The sequence below is a fragment of the Flavobacterium sp. 2 genome, assembly GCF_049949195.1.
Taxonomy (GTDB): domain Bacteria; phylum Bacteroidota; class Bacteroidia; order Flavobacteriales; family Flavobacteriaceae; genus Flavobacterium.
On the sequence record NZ_CP188206.1, the window covers coordinates 1,477,475 to 1,495,165 of the forward strand.

Genomic DNA, 17,691 nt, shown 5'->3' on the forward strand with positions numbered 1-17,691 from the left:
TTTGCATTTAATTCCGGCTGCCAAGCAAAATCAGCCATTAAATAATTTCTTTGGCATTAAAAATTGCAAAGAAATTTCTAAAAACTATTAATCTTAATCCTTAATTATTATGAAATCGAAAATTTTAAAAACAATTGCATTTTTATTTTTAATGTTAGTTGCTAGTCCGCAATTATTTGCTCACGCTCTTTGGATCGAAACAAAAGCTACTGGAGTAAAAGGAAAAGCACAGGAAATTTCAATTTATTTTGGAGAATTTTCAGATAACGATATTACAAAAGCAGACAAATGGTTTTCGGATTTAAAAGATTTCTCTTTAGTAGTTATCAGTCCATCAAAAAAAGAAACAAAACTTACTTCAAAAGCTTTGGACAATAAATATCAGGCATTTTTCACGCCAGATGAAGACGGAGTTTATACTATCGTAATGCATCACACAGTTAAAGATGTTTACGGAACAATGAAATTAGATTACAATTCAAGCGCAACGGTTGTTGTTGGAAACAAAGCTGCAGGAAACAACATTACATCTAACACTAACAAGATTGCTGTTTTCTCAGAAAATGCAGATGTTGCAAAAAAAGATAACAAAATAACAGGCTTAGCTTCTTATGATGGCGCAATAGCAAAAGAAACAAAAATCAAAGTAATTGCTCCAAACGGCTGGGAAAAGGAATTATGGACAAACGATAAAGGTGAATTTTCATTTACTCCTATCTGGTCAGGAAATTATATGGTCGAATATGCCCACACGGATAAATCTGCTGGAGAACACAATGGCAAAAAATACGATGAAATTTGGAAAATGGCTACTTACCAAATTACTGTAAAATAATAATACCCCTTCATTTTTAAATTAGTCTTAGTAAAAAGCCTTGTTCTTTGTGAGCAAGGCTTTTTCTGTTAAACAATCGCTTCTTTTAATTCAATCTAAATAAGAAATTAAACTTCAGAAAGCAAAATCTTAAGACAATCTTAAGACAAAAATAATACAACTTTAATAAAGAAAATACCTCTATAAATTTTGTTAAACACTATTTGCGACCTTATATTTGCAAAAAATTATTTTTATTAAATCTAAATAAGTCACATGAAACATAGTTTACTACTTGCTTTATCTTTAATAAGTTTTGGAGCTTACAGCCAAGAATTCACAAGTGCAGAAAATACCACAACTGTAAGTGATACTGTAAAAAATAAAAAAGGAGAAATTCTTAATGAAGTTGTAGTTACTAAATCTAAAGAACCAAAACCGGTTACTGCAGTTCGTTCAGGATTAAAACCAATGGATAACCCACAAACAGTTCAAGTAATTGGTTCAGAAGTTATCGAGCAGCAACAAGCTATTAGATTAAGCGAAGTCCTAAAAAATGCAAATGGTGTTTATGTAAGTTCAGCACGTGGTGGAGCTCAGGAGTCTTTTTTCTCAAGAGGTTATGATATGTCTGCCAACAATATGTTTAAAAATGGATTCCGTTACAATGCGGGTTCTATTCCAGATGTTTCAGGTTTAGATAAAGTAGAGTTCTTAAAAGGAGGTGCTGCTTTATTATTTGGAAATGTAGCTCCTGGAGGTATTTTAAATTTGGTTACTAAAACTCCGCAGTTTAAAAGTGGCGGAGAAGTTTCTATGCAAATAGGAAGTTATGCTTATTATAAACCAGCTTTTGATTTTTATGGACCCCTTTCTAAATCTATTGCGTTTAGAATTAATGGTTCTTATGAAAATTCAGAAAGCTTCAGAGATGTTGTAAAAAATGAGCGTTTGTATATTAATCCATCTTTGCTTTTTGTCATCAATCCAAAAACTCAAATTACTGTACAAGGAGATTATCTAACAGCAGACTGGACTCCGGATTTTGGAACAGGAATTATTAATAAAGATATTTTAGACTTACCTCGAAATGCTTTTTACGGAGCGCTTTGGTCAAACGGAAATACTAAATCTTCAAGTGCTTCTGTATTATTAAATCACGATTTTAATAAAAACTGGAAGTTAAACTTCAACTCTTCTCTTCAAACTTATGACAGAGAAAGTTACTCAACAGCACAATTATCAGGTTTAGAAACTTATGCAAATCCAGGTGACTGGAACAGAGGTTTAACTAAAAATAAAAACTTAGAGCAAATCTTAGGAGATCAATTGAGTTTACAAGGAAACTTTAATACGGGATCTGTAAAACATCAAATTTTTACTGGTGCTGATTGGGAAAACTCATTTGCAACAGCATATACTTTTACTTTCAATGAGAAATATGTAATAACAGGTACAAAAAATGGTCAACCTGTTTATGGGCCAACACTTTATGACACCATAAACTTATTTACCTTTAATCCGGCAAATCAAAGAATGGATGTTCCTACAACAGACAGAGCAACTCAAATTGCAAAAACAGAAACAAATCGATTTGGAGTTTATTTTCAGGATTTAATTTCAATTACAGAAAAATTCAAAATACTTGCAGGAGTTCGTTGGTCTTGGCAGGAAGCTGAAGTTTCAACTTATAAAGAAACTTACGCAAATAATAAACAAACGGTAGCACCAGAAGATGCTGTACCAACTGTTACACCAAAACGTTTAGATAATGCATTTTCTCCAAAAGCTGGATTAGTTTATCAACCAACAAAAGAGATTTCATTATTTGGTAGTTACTCAAATTCTTTTACACCAAACACAGGAACAACTGTTGATTTACAACCAATAAAACCTTCTATTATTGATCAATATGAAGCTGGTGTAAAAACAGACTGGTTTAAAGGTTTATTGACAACAAACGTTACTGTTTACCAAATCACAAACAGTAATTTGGCTCAAATGGCGCAATACAAAGCCGATGGATCTGAAAATTTAGATACTAGTATCAAAGTTTTGAGTGGCGAAACTAAAAGTAAAGGAGTTGAAATTGATGTAACAGCACATCCAGTTGAAGGATTAAATATTATTGCAGGTTACAGCTACAACGATATGCGTTATACTAAAACATCTGGATTGACAGGGAGTTTTGTTGAAGGTGACCGTGTAGCAAGAACTCCTGTTAACACAGCGAATTTAAGTTTCTTCTATACATTACAAAGTGGTTTCTTTAAAAATGTTTCACTTGGAGCAATTGCAAATTACATTGGTGACAGAATTGGTGGATGGAACAACCAATATGATCCTACTAAACCAGGAGGAATCTGGGATAGAGAAGTTCCTCTAAAAGGTTATACAACAATCGATGTTTCAGCAGGATATACTTGGAAAAAATTCTCGATTCTTTGCAAATTATCAAATATTACAAACGAACTTAATTACACAGTTCACGAAAATTATAGTGTAAACCCTATTGCACCTCGTCAAGTTATGACAAGTTTACGATACAAATTCTAAATTTTTGAATTAGATTTTAATTTGTTAAGACTTTTTCTGCTCTTCATATTTTGAAAAACAGCAAAAGTTTTGGTTTAAATTTCACTAAAAACCTCATTTAGCAATAAATGAGGTTTTTATTTTTACAAAAGAAAGTGCTTTAATTATCTTTACTTTTGTTTTAAATTATCCACTAAAAACAAAACCAAATTCTATGTCAGATTCCAAACAAAACCAATTAAAAAAAACACTCGGATTAAGTTTTAACATCGCAGTATTAATTGGCGGAACAATTGGAGTCGGGATTTTGCGCACACCGGGATCTATTGCCGGATTATTAAATAATTACTGGCTTATTCTTGCTTCTTGGATTTTTGGAGGTATATACGTTTTGTTAGGGGCTAACTCTTATTCAGAATTGGCTACAATGCTTCCAAAAGCCGGCGGATCTTATAATTATATCAAAAGAGCTTTAGGAGAATATGCGGGTTTTTTATCTGGATGGTATGATTATATAGTTAATGCCATTCCGCCAGCATTTTACTGCATTGTAATTAGCGAATACATCATTATTTTATTTCCTGAATTGAGCAATTATTCGACTGTAATTTCGATTTCTTTACTGGTCGCTTTTGTGTTGCTGCATTTGAGTGGCGTGAAAAACGGAAGCGTAATTCAGCAAATTACTAGTTTTTTAAAAGTGATTTGTTTTGTAGCCTTGGTTGTGGCTTGTTTTATGTATTCTGGAGTTAAAGTTCCTAAAATTGAAACTGATAATTCTATCTTTCAAATTGGTTTATTATTCGGATTTTTTAAATCATTACAACTTATTATCGGAACTTATAATGGCTGGAATGCTGTTTGTTTTTTTGCTGAAGAAAATGACGATCCTGGCAAAAATATTCCGAAATCATTATACAGCGGAGTTTTGCTTGTTGTAGCCATTTATGTTTTGGTAAACGCCGCATTTTTTCATGTTTTGCCAATTGAGACTTTAGCAAAATCTAATCTGGCTGCTGCCGATGTTGCCAAGGTTCTTTTCGGGGAAAGTGGCGCTAAAATTGTAACGGTGATTTCTATTTTCTCTTTAATCAGCATTTTAAACGCTTTTATGATGATTCCGCCAAGAATTCTATACGGATTAAGTCGTGACGGATTTTTTATTGAAAAAGGAACTCAAGTCAATAAAGGTGGAACACCAATTGTAGCGCTTTTGGTTTCATCGCTTTTTAGCTTGTTTTTAATCTGCATTGGTTCTTTTGAAGTATTGTTTTCTTTTGCCGCTTTTATCTCCATAATCGTTTGGGGACTGGCGTATTATTCTCTTTTGAAATTAAGAACCACAGAACCTGATTTACCAAGACCTTATCGTTCTTTTTGGTATCCTTGGACAACCATAATAGCGATTATATTTTCGATTGCATTACTTGCGGGATTTATCTACAGTGATCCTAAAAGCTTTATTATTATTGTTGGTATTGCAATAGCTTCTTATCCTCTATTTTTGATTTTGAAGAAGAGAAGATAAGTCATTTAATATTTACACGCCATTCTTGTCATTCCGAGGAACGAGGAATCTCCACGAGTAACTCTACAAAGATTGGCGACATTCTGCATGGAGCCACTTGAAGATTCCTCGTTCCTCGGAATGACAAAATTGCGGTTAGAAAATAACAAACCCGACAAATTTCAAAAATCTGTCGGGTTTTATTTTATAAACTAAGTTTGATTCTTATTTCAAACCAGCCAAACTCTGCTCGATTGTAGCAATTTTTGCTAAAGCATCGGCTTGTTTTTGTTTTTCTATATTTAAAACTTTTTCCGGAGCTCCGTTTACAAATTTCTCATTCGAAAGTTTTGCTTCAACAGATTTCAAGAATCCTTTTGTATAATTTAACTCTTCAGTTAATTTCGCAATTTCTGCTTCAACATCGATATTTCCTGTAATCGGAATAAAATATTCATTTGATTTTACACGGAAAGATAATGCCCCGTCAACTTTCTCAGAAACATATTCGAAAGCTGAAACATTTCCTAATTTCGTAATAATTGAATCAAAATAAGTCGAAAGATTTTCGCTGTTGATTCCTTTTAATTCGATTGCGTCTTTAAATGGAATATTTTTGTCTTTTCTGATCGTTCTGATTCCAGAAATCACTTCAATTGAGTTTTCAAAATCAGCAATTAATTTAGCGTCAAACGGTTTTAATTCTGGCCAAGTCGAAACGATTAATGCTTCTTCTGGAGTTCTTTCAGCAATTAACTGCCAAATTTCTTCTGTCAAGAAAGGCATAAATGGGTGCAATAACTTCAAGTTGCTTTCTAACATTTTAATCGCTTTCGCGAAAGTTACGCTGTCAATTGGCTGTTGGTAAGCTGGTTTGATCATTTCTAAAAACCAAGAACAGAAATCATCCCAAACCAATTTATAGATTGCCATTAATGAATCTGAAATTCTGTATTTCTCAAAATTATCTTCAATGTCAACTAAAGTCTGCTGTAATTTTGCTTCGTACCATTCGATTGCCACTTTTGATGATTCTGGCTGTGGAATAGTTTCTGAAACTTCCCAACCTTTAATCAATTTGAAGGCATTCCAAATCTTGTTTGAGAACGCTTTTCCTTGATTACACAATTCTTCATCAAACATAATATCGTTTCCTGCAGAAGCGCTTAAAAGCAATCCTACACGAACACCATCTGCTCCAAAAGCATCGATCAAATCTAAAGGATCAGGAGAATTCCCTAATGATTTAGACATTTTACGACGTTGTTTATCACGAACTAAACCAGTCAAATATACATTTGTAAATGGTTTTTCACCTGCATATTCGTAACCTGCAATGATCATTCTCGCCACCCAGAAAAACAAAATATCCGGACCAGTTACTAAGTCGTTTGTTGGATAGTAATATTTATAATCTGCGCTTTCCGGATCCATAATTCCACCGAAAACTGACATTGGCCAAAGCCAAGATGAAAACCATGTATCTAAAGCATCAACATCTTGTTTTAAGTTGTCGGTTGTTAGTTGTTGGTTGTTGGTTTTTTCTTTTGCTAATGCTAAAGCGTCTTCGATATTTTCTGCAACTACGAAATCTTCTTTTCCGTCTCCATAATAGTAAGCCGGAATTTGTTGTCCCCACCATAACTGACGAGAAATATTCCAATCGCGAATATTATTTAACCAATGCGCATAAGTATTCTCAAAACGTTTTGGATGCAATTTAATGTCTCCCGTTTCTAAAACTGACTTAATTGCTGGTTTTACCAAATCTTCCATTTTCAAGAACCATTGATCTGACAATCTTGGTTCGATTACAGCTTTTGTTCTTTCAGAAGTTCCAACTTTATTTAAATGGATTTCTGTTTTTGCTAAAGCTCCAATTTCTTCCAGTTCTTTTTCAATTTCCTTACGAACAACAAAACGATCTTTTCCTTGATAATGCAATCCGAAGCTGTTTAATGTAGCATCTTCATTAAAAATATCAACGATTTCAAGATTGTGTTTTTCTCCTAACGTTTTATCGTTCATATCGTGCGCAGGCGTTACTTTCAAACATCCTGTTCCGAATTCTACATCTACATATTCATCTTCGATAATTGGAATTACTCTTCCGCAAATAGGAACGATCGCTTTTTTACCTTTTAAATGTGTAAAACGCTCATCATTTGGATTAATACAAATTGCAGTATCTCCAAAAATAGTTTCTGGACGTGTTGTAGCAATTGTCAAGAAATCTTCTGAACCTTCGATTTTATATTTTAAGAAAAATAATTTCCCTTGTTGCTCTTCGTAAATAACTTCTTCGTCAGAAAGAGTCGTTTTAGCTTCCGGATCCCAGTTTACCATTCGGTATCCTCTGTAGATTAAGCCTTTGTTGTATAAATCTACAAACGATTTAATTACAGATGCTGACATATCCGGATCCATCGTAAATTTGGTACGCTCCCAATCGCATGAAGCTCCTAGTTTTTTAAGTTGCTCCAAGATTGTTCCACCATATTTATCTGTCCATTCCCAAGCGTGTTTTAGGAATTCTTCACGAGTCAAATCATTTTTATTGATTCCTTCTGCTTTTAATTTCGCCACAACTTTTGCTTCTGTAGCAATCGATGCGTGATCAGTTCCCGGAACCCAACAAGCATTGAAACCTTTAAGACGCGCTCTACGAATTAAAACATCCTGAATCGTATTGTTCAACATATGTCCCATGTGAAGGACTCCAGTGACGTTTGGCGGCGGGATTACAATGGTGTACGGTGTTCTATGATCTGGTTCTGAATGAAAATAATTGTTTTTCATCCAGTAATCATACCATTTACTCTCAATCGTCTTAGCGTCAAATTGTGCTGGAATTGTCATTTATATATGTTTAATCGTTTATTTGTTTAACCGTTTAATCGGCTTTGATCATTGGAATGCAAAATGAACTTATTTATTTGTTTCTTGTTTTAAAAACATCGTTTACAAATTAATCATTACGATTAAACAAATAAACGATTAAACAGTTAAACAAAACTTTGGTTCAATTTTTGTAATTATAATTGACAGCAAAAGTAAATAATTAAAGACACTATAAAAAGCGAATTATTAATTTGTGTGTTAATTAAAAGAATGTATATTTACTTACAATTTAAAATAATTTCAAATGAAAAATGTTGCCTCTTTTATTGCAATCGTATTGTTTAGTGCAATCGGTTATTCGCAAAACGGCCCAAAAATTGAATTTGCAGCCCAAGACAATACTATTGATTATGGAAAAATTTCGAAAAGTGATAATGGAGTACGCTCCTTTGAGTTCACAAATACTGGTGATGCACCACTTATGATTATTGGCGCAGAATCAACCGTTAGTTCTATTGTAGTTACCAAACCAGCTGCTGCAATTCAGCCTGGAAAAAAAGGAAAAATTGATGTAAAATATAATATGGCTTCTGGTCCGATTCGTAAAACAATTACCGTTGAAACCAATGCTGTCAATTACCCTGACGGAAGAGTAGCCTTAAAAATTAAAGGTGAAGTTTTATAAATAAATTAAAATCTTAAAATACAAAAAGCCGTTTCTAATTCAAGAAACGGCTTTTATTATTTTTATCTGTTTTTATTTGCAGGGAGCTGAATCAAATTTATATTTTACGCGCTCAAAATCAATTGGTTTATCTTTTACCAAATAAGTTACGCCCATTGTCGTCTGCATTGTTCCGTTTCCTAAAATAAGCTGTTTGTCACGCTTCAAAAGTGCCATTGGATTTTTGAACTTTGCATTATTATTTGTTCCATCAACAAAAGTATAATCTACAAAAAGCGTATCGCCATGAAATTCTCCTGCAATTTCACCTTTCTTTAAAGGCGAAGATGCAACATTCATTGTCATATCTCCACTTATTTTTCCGTTTTTCAGTGTATTCAATTTTAGGTCTAAAGTATCTTTTTCATAAATTGCTTTATAACATTCTGTACCAACAATTTTTTCACCTTCAGCTTTAGCGGCAGCTTCAGCTTTTTGTTTTTCCTCATTTTTACAGCTTTGAAGTCCAACAAAAGACAAAAGCAGACATGACAGCACTATTTTTTTCATAATTGAATATTTAAATTTCATATAAAAATAAATAAAAAAGAAGCCAAAAAAAAGGCTTCTTGATTAAAAATATTTTTTCTTTTACAAATATTCACCGTGAGTAAGACGCACTGCGGTGCGTCTCTACGTTGCATTAAAAAGATAATAAACCTATATTTTTATAACTTCTTGATTACAAATTCAGATCTTCGGTTTAATTCATGCTCTTCTTCTGAACAGGCATCGTCGGTTTTGCATTTTATGATTGGAACAGATTCTCCGTAACCTTTTGCAGAAACTCGGCTAGCATTTATTCCGGACTGAATTATAAATTCTCTGGTAGAATTTGCTCTTTTTTGAGAAAGCGCTTCATTAAATTTATCATTTCCGCGCGAATCTGTATGCGAACCAATTTCGATAACCATTCCTGGATATTTGTTCATCAAAGCAACTACTCTTCCTAAAACTACTTTGGACTCTTTACGGATATACCACATATTGTAATCAAAATAAATAGGATCTGTTTTGATAACCAATCTGTCTTTATCATCTTTTACAACATCTTTTTCCTGCTTCAAAATCTCTGCTACTTTCTCCTTTTTCTTGATTTCGTCCGCTTTTATTTCATCAGCTTTCGCTTTTTTAGCTGCTTCATTTAATGCAATAATTGCCAAGGCTTCTTTTTTCTTATTTTCTTCTTCTAAAATAAGCTCCTGTTTTCTTTTATTTTCAGCATTTTGTTTTTCTTCTAATTTTATTGCATCTAAAGATTTCAATGCCAATGAACCATCGTTTGTAGCATTTCTGGTTTTTCCAATTTCCAGTGATTTCGATTCATTGGTATACTTTTCTTTAAAAGCAACAATCGTATACGAACTTTCGCAAGCAACGGTAAAACTGAATTTTCCATCGGCTGGAACTGTAATCGTATTCAAAGTCTTTTTAGCAGCATCCTGAAGCATTACAGTAGCATTTTCAAGAGGTAAATTAGTATCAACATCTGTGATTGTTCCAGCAATAAACTGTTTGCAATCTTCAACAATCAAATCTTTCGTTTCGGTAAATTGGTAAATATCGTCACTTCCTTTTCCACCATCTCTATTTGATGCAAAAAAACCTTCTTTTGTATCTGAATTGATTGTAAAAGAAAAATCATCCAAATTAGAATTTAACGGCAGTCCGATATTTACTGGTTCAGAATATTCATTTCCTTTGATTTCCGAAACAAAAACATCTAAAGATCCGTATCCCAAATGTCCATCTGAAGAAAAATAAAGTTTGTTATCTGCAGAAACAAATGGAAACTGTTCTCTTTTATCAGTATTAATAATTGGTCCTAAATTCTTTGGCGTATCAAATGCGCCTTTATTAATATTTACCGAATAAACATCAAAAGAGCCGATAGATCCAGGCATATCAGAAGCAAAATATAAAACTTTTTCATCCACGCTAAGCGCAGGATGTTCAACTGAATAATTTGGGCTATTGAATGGAAGCGACACAATATTTGTCCATTTTCCGTCAACTAATTCGGCTTTGAAAATTTGAAGATTCGAAATTTTCTGATCGTTTGTTTTTCGGGTTTTATTTTTTGAATTATTTCGGGTAAAATAAACCGTTTTACCATCTTTTGTAAAAACAGCATTTGATTCGTGCATTCCGGTTTTTAATTCCGAAGCAAAATAATTGATATTTGGTTCAGCCGAATTAATTTCATTAAGTGGAACTGAAACTAAATTTAAATAGGTTTCATTATCCCATTTGAATCTTTTGTCAAATATTCCGGGTTTGAGTTTTACTGCAGCAAAAACTAAATTTCCATTATATGGAACTGCTCCAAACTCAGAATTTGGAGTATTTATCGCTAGATTTTTGATTTCAAATCGATTTCCGATAGCCGAAACATTTTCAAGTTCTTTCAGTTCATTTTTAAAATAGGTTGAATCTTTTCCATTAGTTGATGATGCATAATATTGTTTCAAAGCTGCATTTGCATCGGTAGAACTATTTGTTGCTTTTAAGGTTTGTGCATATCTGAAATAATATTCGCGATTCAAATCCTTATTATAATTTTGAAATAAAAGTCGGTAATAACGCTGGGCTTTTACTAAATTATTGATGTAATAGTAAGAATCCGCCAGGTTTTTTATTACTTCCTGTGAAGGTTTTTCTTCAGCTAATTTTTCATATAAAATAATAGCTTCAGTATAATATGTCTTATCAAAGAATCGCTTGGCTCTGGCCAATTCCTTGTCTTGGGCGTTTATAAATTGTATTGAAAATACGAATATAATAACTAGTAGCTTTTTCATATTTTTCATTTTAAAAGAATCTAGGTGATTTATCATATCCTTTTCCTAATAAATCCAAATCAAACAATAACATTATTTCATGTGTTCCTGAATTAAACTGGCCTAAATTAGAAAGTGTATAGTCGTAAGCATAACCAACTCTCAAAGTTGGTGTGACATTAAAATTAAACAAAGCGCTCACCGAATCATCAATCCTGTATGCTGCGCCAAATTCAAACTTTTCGTTATACAAAACATTTGCTGTCAAATCAATAGAAACTGGAGCACCTTTTACAAATCGTGACATAAATGCCGGCTTCAGTTTTAAATCATCATTAATTTGAAAAACGTACCCTCCGGTAAAAAACATATGGATTTCTTCAGCTCCAAAAGCATTAACTCCTGACTTTTCTTCGATATATTTAGATTTTATCAAATTTGGAGCAGAAAATCCGAGATATAAATTATCTCTAAAATAATAAGCTCCAACGCCAATATTGGGCTTTGTGGCATTTATATTTTCTGAAAAAGCAATATCAGTTGCGGGATCACTAAATTTAAATCCGTTAAAATTCGTCTGCATTGATGATACTCCGGCTTTCAGACCTAGCGAAAGTTTATTTTTTCCTCCTAAATTCAATACATAAGCAAAATCAGCATAAATATTATTTTCCTTTTTTGCGCCATCGCCAATATCATCAGAAATAAATGAAAGACCTACTTCAACTTTTTCTGACAAAGCTGTATGTCCAAAAAATGTAAAAGTTTTTGGCGCTCCTACTGCCCCAACCCACTGTGTTCTGTATAGTCCTCCAAAATTCATCATTAAAGGAGTTCCAGTTGCATAAGCCGGATTTACAACACTCATATTGTACATATAGTGTGTGTATTCTGGATCCTGTTGTGCTGAAACAGTCGTTAAGCAAAAGAGAAAAGTTATGTAGAGTACTATTTTTTTCATTTGAATCATATTAAATATTGCAAAAGGAATTATCGGTTTAAATAAAGGCGTCCTTGTATTGGAGGTTTATTGCCTTTATTAAACTGGAGTGTATAAAAATAAACTCCGTTTGGCGCTATTCCATGAGCAAATCCGCCTGTCTCCCAATTGGTTCCGTCCCAACTTGCTTTGTCTTTAAATCCTTCATACATTCTATTCCCGTATCTGTTGAAAATTTGCAGATAATAGTCCGGAAATAAGAAATCAATATTAGGTATTACGAAGGTGTCATTTACTCCGTCTCCATTTGGTGAAAATCCGTCAGGAATAAAGAAATCAGGAGGAACAGTATCGCAATCCGTTAATGAAACAATAACCTCTAGACTGTCATATGAAAGACAATTTTCGCTTGACGAAAAGTCAAATCCATAATATTTCCCTTTGTCTACTAATGCTGTTGATGCAGGCAAAAGTGTACCACCTTTTGGAGCATCATACCAAACTACTGACGACGGCACATTTGTATTATTTGATAAACTCGCAAGTGTTGGGGCATCTAAACCGCAGAAATTCTGTCCGTCTGTATTTAATTCTGGTGCCGGAGTATCTTTTACCGTAACTTTAATCATTGTTGCAGGCGAAGTACAAGATAACGTAGTTTCGGTCACATATAAGGTTTCATCTTTAAGAAGATAGGTATTTGCGAGCGGCGTAGTCAGTGTTGGTGAATTATACCATTTAAATTGTGGTCCGCTAGGTGCTAAATTGCCAATAATTGCTCCTTCAGACTTGCAAAAAGATTGATCTGTTGAAACTGGGGCTACCGGAATAGGATTTATTGAAAAAGCTGCAGATACGGTACTTACCGGACTATCACAACCTGTAATATTGTTTTTTACATTTTCAATTTTGATTATGGTCGAGCCTGTATTAGCAAGCAAAGTTGCAGGAATTACAAAACTAGCATTGCCACTTACAGGAGATAAAGCTATTGTCTGGACTGTGGCTGTATTTGCTCCAGAAAGTGTATAAGATAATATAACATCTGTCAAAGTTCCTAGTCCAGTAACTGAAGCTGTTACAGCTGAACCAAAACAAACTGTAGTTGCTTGTATTTTTAAATTTGTAACATTCGGTAAAGGATTTACGATAATGTTTCCCCTTAAATTCGCTGTATTAGAACATGAGGTCCCAATATGTTTAATATTCGTAATTGTAATTACTGAATTTCCACTTTGAGAATTTAAAATTGCGGGCAATGTGAATGAAGCAATCCCGCCGGCAAAAGTCACTCTTGCTGTCTGACCTGATATGGTATTTACACCTGCAATATTATATGATATATCATACGTACCATCTGCAACTCTTGTCGCTTCAGAAATAGTAATTAAAGAAGCTGTGTTTTGACATGCTTGAATAGGTTCAATTCTAGCTCCAATTAAATCTGGGATTGGGTAAACATTTAAAAAATCACTCATGTTCCCAATAATATTCTCGCAGGCAAGCACGCTTGTCGCTTCATAAATATTACGTACATTGACTAAATAAGCTCCAACTTGCTGAAAATAATCAGATTTTAATGGAAAAGACATAATGCCATTAACAAAACTTGCCTGCACAACCTCCGATCCTCCATTGCTTCCACTAACAGAGAATCTAACATTATAATTTCCATCTGGTATTGCGGCGGTTTCTTTTCTTATAGTGACAGAGTAAGTTGCAGTTGCAATATCAGTTTCGCAAATATCAGAGTTTACCGTCAATGTTGCACCAGTAAAATCTAATCTCCTTTCAATAACTATATTAACTGTAGTTTCTGCATTTTTACAAATAGGATTTTTTGTTGATAAGACCGTATATTTAAAAGAAAAAGTACCTAATCCATATTTATTATAAATTTTTTGGACATCAACAAAGTGATCTCCTGGAAAGGACAACTCGCCAGTATTTCTTAAATCTGTCCAGGTACCATTAGGATCTTCTTTAGACAACAAATCATTCAAATCAACATTAGTATAATTTGAAAATCCATCATCGGCACAAATATTTAATGGTAGTGGGGATCCTGACTCAGGGTTTCTAAAAACCGAAATAATCACTGTTGATGAAACTGCTGCACAACTTCCTATTGCTGGCATTGTATACGTAAAAGAATAATTTCCTTCCAGCTCAGTAACATCGATAACAGATGGAATATCTTGTTTTGTAGCATTATCATGCCATTGTCCATTAGACTGAGGTCCCAAAAAAAGACCATTAAAAGACTGAAAAAGGTTATATGTCTTAGATGAACTACAAATTACTGTATTAGAAGGAACACCAGCATACCCTCCAATCGTTACCGTAACAACAGCAGTATTATCGGGACAAAGCCCAATTCCGTCAACAGTATAAGTATAACGAAAAGTATTACTAGTTCGAATTTGCTGTGCATCTAAAATTCCGGTATCAGGGTCTAATCCACCGGAACCATCGGTATCTGTCCAGACTCCTCCGCTCAGTGGTGAACCTGTCAAATAAGTATTTAAATCAATCACTTTGCTGCTGGCATTCTGAATATCACAAACTGTCAATGTTCCATCTTCACCCGCACATTGCGCATAAATTTTATTAGGGATTACAGATAAAAAAATAAAAAAAAGAATGATTCGGAGAAAACTAATGTATTTTTTGACCATAAAATTATATTTGGCTAAACATTATAATTTAGAAGCACTATGTAAACAATTTAACAATTATTTTATCACAAAAGTGTACTTACTTTTCAAAAATAGTCATTCTATTGATTATGACCCAAAAAACTTTCTAAAATGTCTTTTCCTAAAGTTCATCTTCAAGTCGAAATCTGAATTTTAAAATTAAACTGTCGCGTTCAACTTCTAAGTTAATCCACACATCGTCTTCCGACTTTAAAAGGCTGTTTATCTGCTGTAAAGAATATTTATAAGGTACTGCGTTATTTATGCTAACAATTATATCTCCTTTTTTTAAACCACATTTTTCGGCTGCAGATTTTTTTCTAATATTCACAATTTCATAAACGGGTTTTAATGAAAATTTATATTTGAAATTATCATCTTTTTTAGCGTCGTAACCTACGTCTGACATAGAATTCGCAACCTGTACTGTTTCTAAATGAAGCGTTTCTTGTACCCATTGCAAACCATTATGCTGAACTGTTATTCCGCTCTTGTTATAAGTAAATGGCTCCGAAAATTTACTGTTTTTTTTCAGATAAAGCTTTTCATCAGCATAATCCAAAACAAGAGTAAAACGTTTTAAAACCTCACCTCCTATCGAACCAATTCGGCCTGGTACCATTTTTACATTTCGAATCGAAGTTGAATCCGGAAACGCAACTATCGGATTTTTAAAATCAAATTCATCGACTGAAAATTTAGCAATTTTTGCACGATGTCCTTCAATATCACCGCTAAATCCTTTTCCTAAAAAGTCTGGGAAGTTTTTCTTAGGCAATTTGATTTTATTGTTCTCAAAAATCCAAAAAGCATCACTATTACCAATATCAATCAATAATTTAGCCGAAATCTTAACACTGTCAACTACTGCAGTTGTAGTAATATAAGGCTTAGATCTTTCAATTGAAATCGGAACTGATTTGAATTTCTTGTCCAGTTTCTCTTTAATGGATTCTTTATTTGGATAAACGTAAAGTTTTTTCTTTGAGTAATTAATTTCAACTAAATTATTTTTAAAAAACTTATATCCAATAATGCCATTAACTGGAATTCCAATGTGCGATGATAGGTTAAAATTTTGATCTAAAATAATATAGACTAAGTGTGTGCTAGATTTCAGGCTATGCGTTTCCAGCACATTATTAGTCGATTTCAATCCTTCTATTTCTTCTTCGCTGCCTAATCCTCTAAGCTTTATTTTTACAACATTATTAAAACTGATTTCTTTTTGTTCTTCCATACTAAACATAATGGTTTCTTCAACACCAGAATCCAATAGGAAATTCAGCTCTACTCCATTTACTTTTATTGGAATAAAGATGAGATTATTTATCAATTTAAATGGAATTGTGACCTTACTGCTATGACCCTGGATCAAAAAATCATCTTGAGCTTGCATAGTTAAAGATGTTAAAAGCCCAAAAAACAACATGAAATATTTTTTCATTGATAATATTTTAATATAAAATTAATAAAAATATTGATAATTGTTACATTTCCATAACACCTCATAATGTTTACGTTAAATTCGAAAAAAAAAATGCAAATTTGCACTTCAATAATTTATACTCATGCCAACAATTTCTCACAAAGGCAGAAACATGCCTGAATCACCGATACGCAAGCTGGCTCCTTTTGCAGATTTAGCAAAGAAAAAAGGACACAAAGTGTATCACTTAAACATTGGTCAACCGGATATCAAGACACCGGAAGTGGCCATCGAGGCGGTAAAAAATATTGATTTGAGTATTATAGAATATAGTCCGTCTGCCGGATATGAAAGCTATAGAAAAAAATTAGCTCATTTTTACCAGCGCCAAAATGTAAACGTTAACACAGAAGACATCATTGTAACAACTGGTGGTTCTGAAGCCTTACTATTTGCGCTGGCCACAATTACTGATCCAGGAGATGAAATTATAATTCCTGAGCCTTTTTATGCTAATTACCATGCGTTTGCATCTTCAACAAGTGCTACTGTCGTACCACTTGTTTCAACTATAGAAACTGCATTTGCTTTGCCAAGCATTGAAGAAGTTGAAAAATTAATTACGAACAGGACAAAAGCCATTTTAATTTGTAACCCTGGAAATCCAACGGGTTATTTATATTCTGAAGCCGAAATTAAACAATTAGCGAGCTTGATAAAAAAGCACGACTTATATTTAATTGCAGATGAAGTCTATCGTGAGTTTTTGTATGACGGAAATGATGTTCATTTTTCTGTAATGAATTTAGAAGATGTCGAGCAAAATGTCATCATGGTTGATTCTGTTTCTAAACGCTACAGTATGTGTGGCGCAAGAATTGGCTGTTTGGTAACAAAAAATAAAGATGTTTTAGCAACTGTAATGAAATTTGCTCAGGCGCGTTTAAGTCCGCCTACAATTGAGCAGATTGCCTGTGAAGCTGCTATAGATACGCCTCAAAGTTATTTTGATGAAGTTATTGCAGAATACAAAGAGCGCCGCGATACTTTAATTTCCGAATTAAACAAAATTGAAGGCGTAATTGTTACAAAACCAAAAGGAGCTTTTTATTGTATTGCACAATTACCAATAGAAGATTCTGATGATTTTGCACAATGGCTTTTAGAAAGTTATGATTTAAATGGTGAAACTGTAATGATTGCTCCTGCAAAAGGTTTTTATTCAACTCCGGGAATGGGACTAAATCAAGTTCGAATTGCTTACGTTTTAAATAAAAAAGATCTAATTACAGCGGTTAACATATTAAAAGAAGCTCTTTTAGTTTATAACAAAAGATAAAAATTAAATACATTATTCTAAAATCTGTTTTAACTTCAATGTTGAAACAGATTTTTTTTGTTTCCTCTTTTCTGAAAATAACC

Annotated in this window: 11 protein-coding genes; 5 read left to right on the forward strand and 6 right to left on the reverse strand. The window is 33.2% G+C overall.

Features of this window, described 5'->3' with window-relative positions; genetic code table 11:
* The first annotated feature begins 109 nt into the window (after positions 1–109).
* The 3 genes from ACNFIH_RS06290 (at position 110) to ACNFIH_RS06300 (ending at position 4,877) form a co-directional block, all read left to right on the forward strand.
* Complete coding sequence (locus tag ACNFIH_RS06290; RefSeq protein ID WP_426485944.1) at positions 110–835, forward strand: DUF4198 domain-containing protein; 726 nt, start codon at positions 110–112, stop codon at positions 833–835.
* A 255-nt stretch (positions 836–1,090) separates the two neighbouring features.
* Positions 1,091–3,370 carry a TonB-dependent siderophore receptor gene (locus ACNFIH_RS06295; RefSeq protein ID WP_426485945.1) on the forward strand — a complete coding sequence of 760 codons (2,280 nt, stop codon included), beginning with the start codon at positions 1,091–1,093 and terminating at the stop codon, positions 3,368–3,370.
* A gap of 193 nt (positions 3,371–3,563) precedes the next feature.
* Positions 3,564–4,877 (forward strand): APC family permease, encoded by a 1,314-nt coding sequence (locus tag ACNFIH_RS06300; RefSeq protein WP_426485946.1) that lies wholly within the window; start codon positions 3,564–3,566, stop codon positions 4,875–4,877.
* A 204-nt stretch (positions 4,878–5,081) separates the two neighbouring features.
* Here the strand turns inward: ACNFIH_RS06300 and ACNFIH_RS06305 are convergent, their stop codons facing one another.
* Positions 5,082–7,715, reverse strand: coding sequence for a valine--tRNA ligase (locus ACNFIH_RS06305; RefSeq protein WP_426485947.1), 2,634 nt, complete (start codon positions 7,713–7,715; stop codon positions 5,082–5,084).
* Positions 7,716–8,001: 286 nt separating this feature from the next.
* On the opposite strand from ACNFIH_RS06305, the gene ACNFIH_RS06310 reads away from it, so the two are divergent.
* Positions 8,002–8,382 carry a DUF1573 domain-containing protein gene (locus tag ACNFIH_RS06310; protein WP_035649027.1) on the forward strand — a complete coding sequence of 127 codons (381 nt, stop codon included), beginning with the start codon at positions 8,002–8,004 and terminating at the stop codon, positions 8,380–8,382.
* A gap of 72 nt (positions 8,383–8,454) precedes the next feature.
* Here the strand turns inward: ACNFIH_RS06310 and ACNFIH_RS06315 are convergent, their stop codons facing one another.
* The 5 genes from ACNFIH_RS06315 to ACNFIH_RS06335 all read right to left on the reverse strand — a co-directional run bounded on the left by ACNFIH_RS06315 (position 8,455) and on the right by ACNFIH_RS06335 (position 16,287).
* Complete coding sequence (locus ACNFIH_RS06315; protein WP_035649433.1) at positions 8,455–8,931, reverse strand: hypothetical protein; 477 nt, start codon at positions 8,929–8,931, stop codon at positions 8,455–8,457.
* A gap of 158 nt (positions 8,932–9,089) precedes the next feature.
* Positions 9,090–11,222 (reverse strand): OmpA family protein, encoded by a 2,133-nt coding sequence (locus ACNFIH_RS06320; RefSeq protein ID WP_426485948.1) that lies wholly within the window; start codon positions 11,220–11,222, stop codon positions 9,090–9,092.
* A gap of 10 nt (positions 11,223–11,232) precedes the next feature.
* On the reverse strand, positions 11,233–12,162 hold the full coding sequence (locus ACNFIH_RS06325) for a PorP/SprF family type IX secretion system membrane protein (protein WP_426485949.1): 930 nt from the start codon (positions 12,160–12,162) through the stop codon (positions 11,233–11,235).
* A 29-nt stretch (positions 12,163–12,191) separates the two neighbouring features.
* Positions 12,192–14,819, reverse strand: coding sequence for a gliding motility-associated C-terminal domain-containing protein (locus tag ACNFIH_RS06330; RefSeq protein WP_426485950.1), 2,628 nt, complete (start codon positions 14,817–14,819; stop codon positions 12,192–12,194).
* Positions 14,820–14,961: 142 nt separating this feature from the next.
* Positions 14,962–16,287, reverse strand: coding sequence for a PDZ domain-containing protein (locus ACNFIH_RS06335; protein WP_035649031.1), 1,326 nt, complete (start codon positions 16,285–16,287; stop codon positions 14,962–14,964).
* A gap of 124 nt (positions 16,288–16,411) precedes the next feature.
* On the opposite strand from ACNFIH_RS06335, the gene ACNFIH_RS06340 reads away from it, so the two are divergent.
* Entirely contained in the window at positions 16,412–17,608 is a 1,197-nt protein-coding gene (locus ACNFIH_RS06340) for a pyridoxal phosphate-dependent aminotransferase (protein ID WP_035649032.1), read from the forward strand.
* The last annotated feature ends 83 nt before the right edge of the window (positions 17,609–17,691 follow it).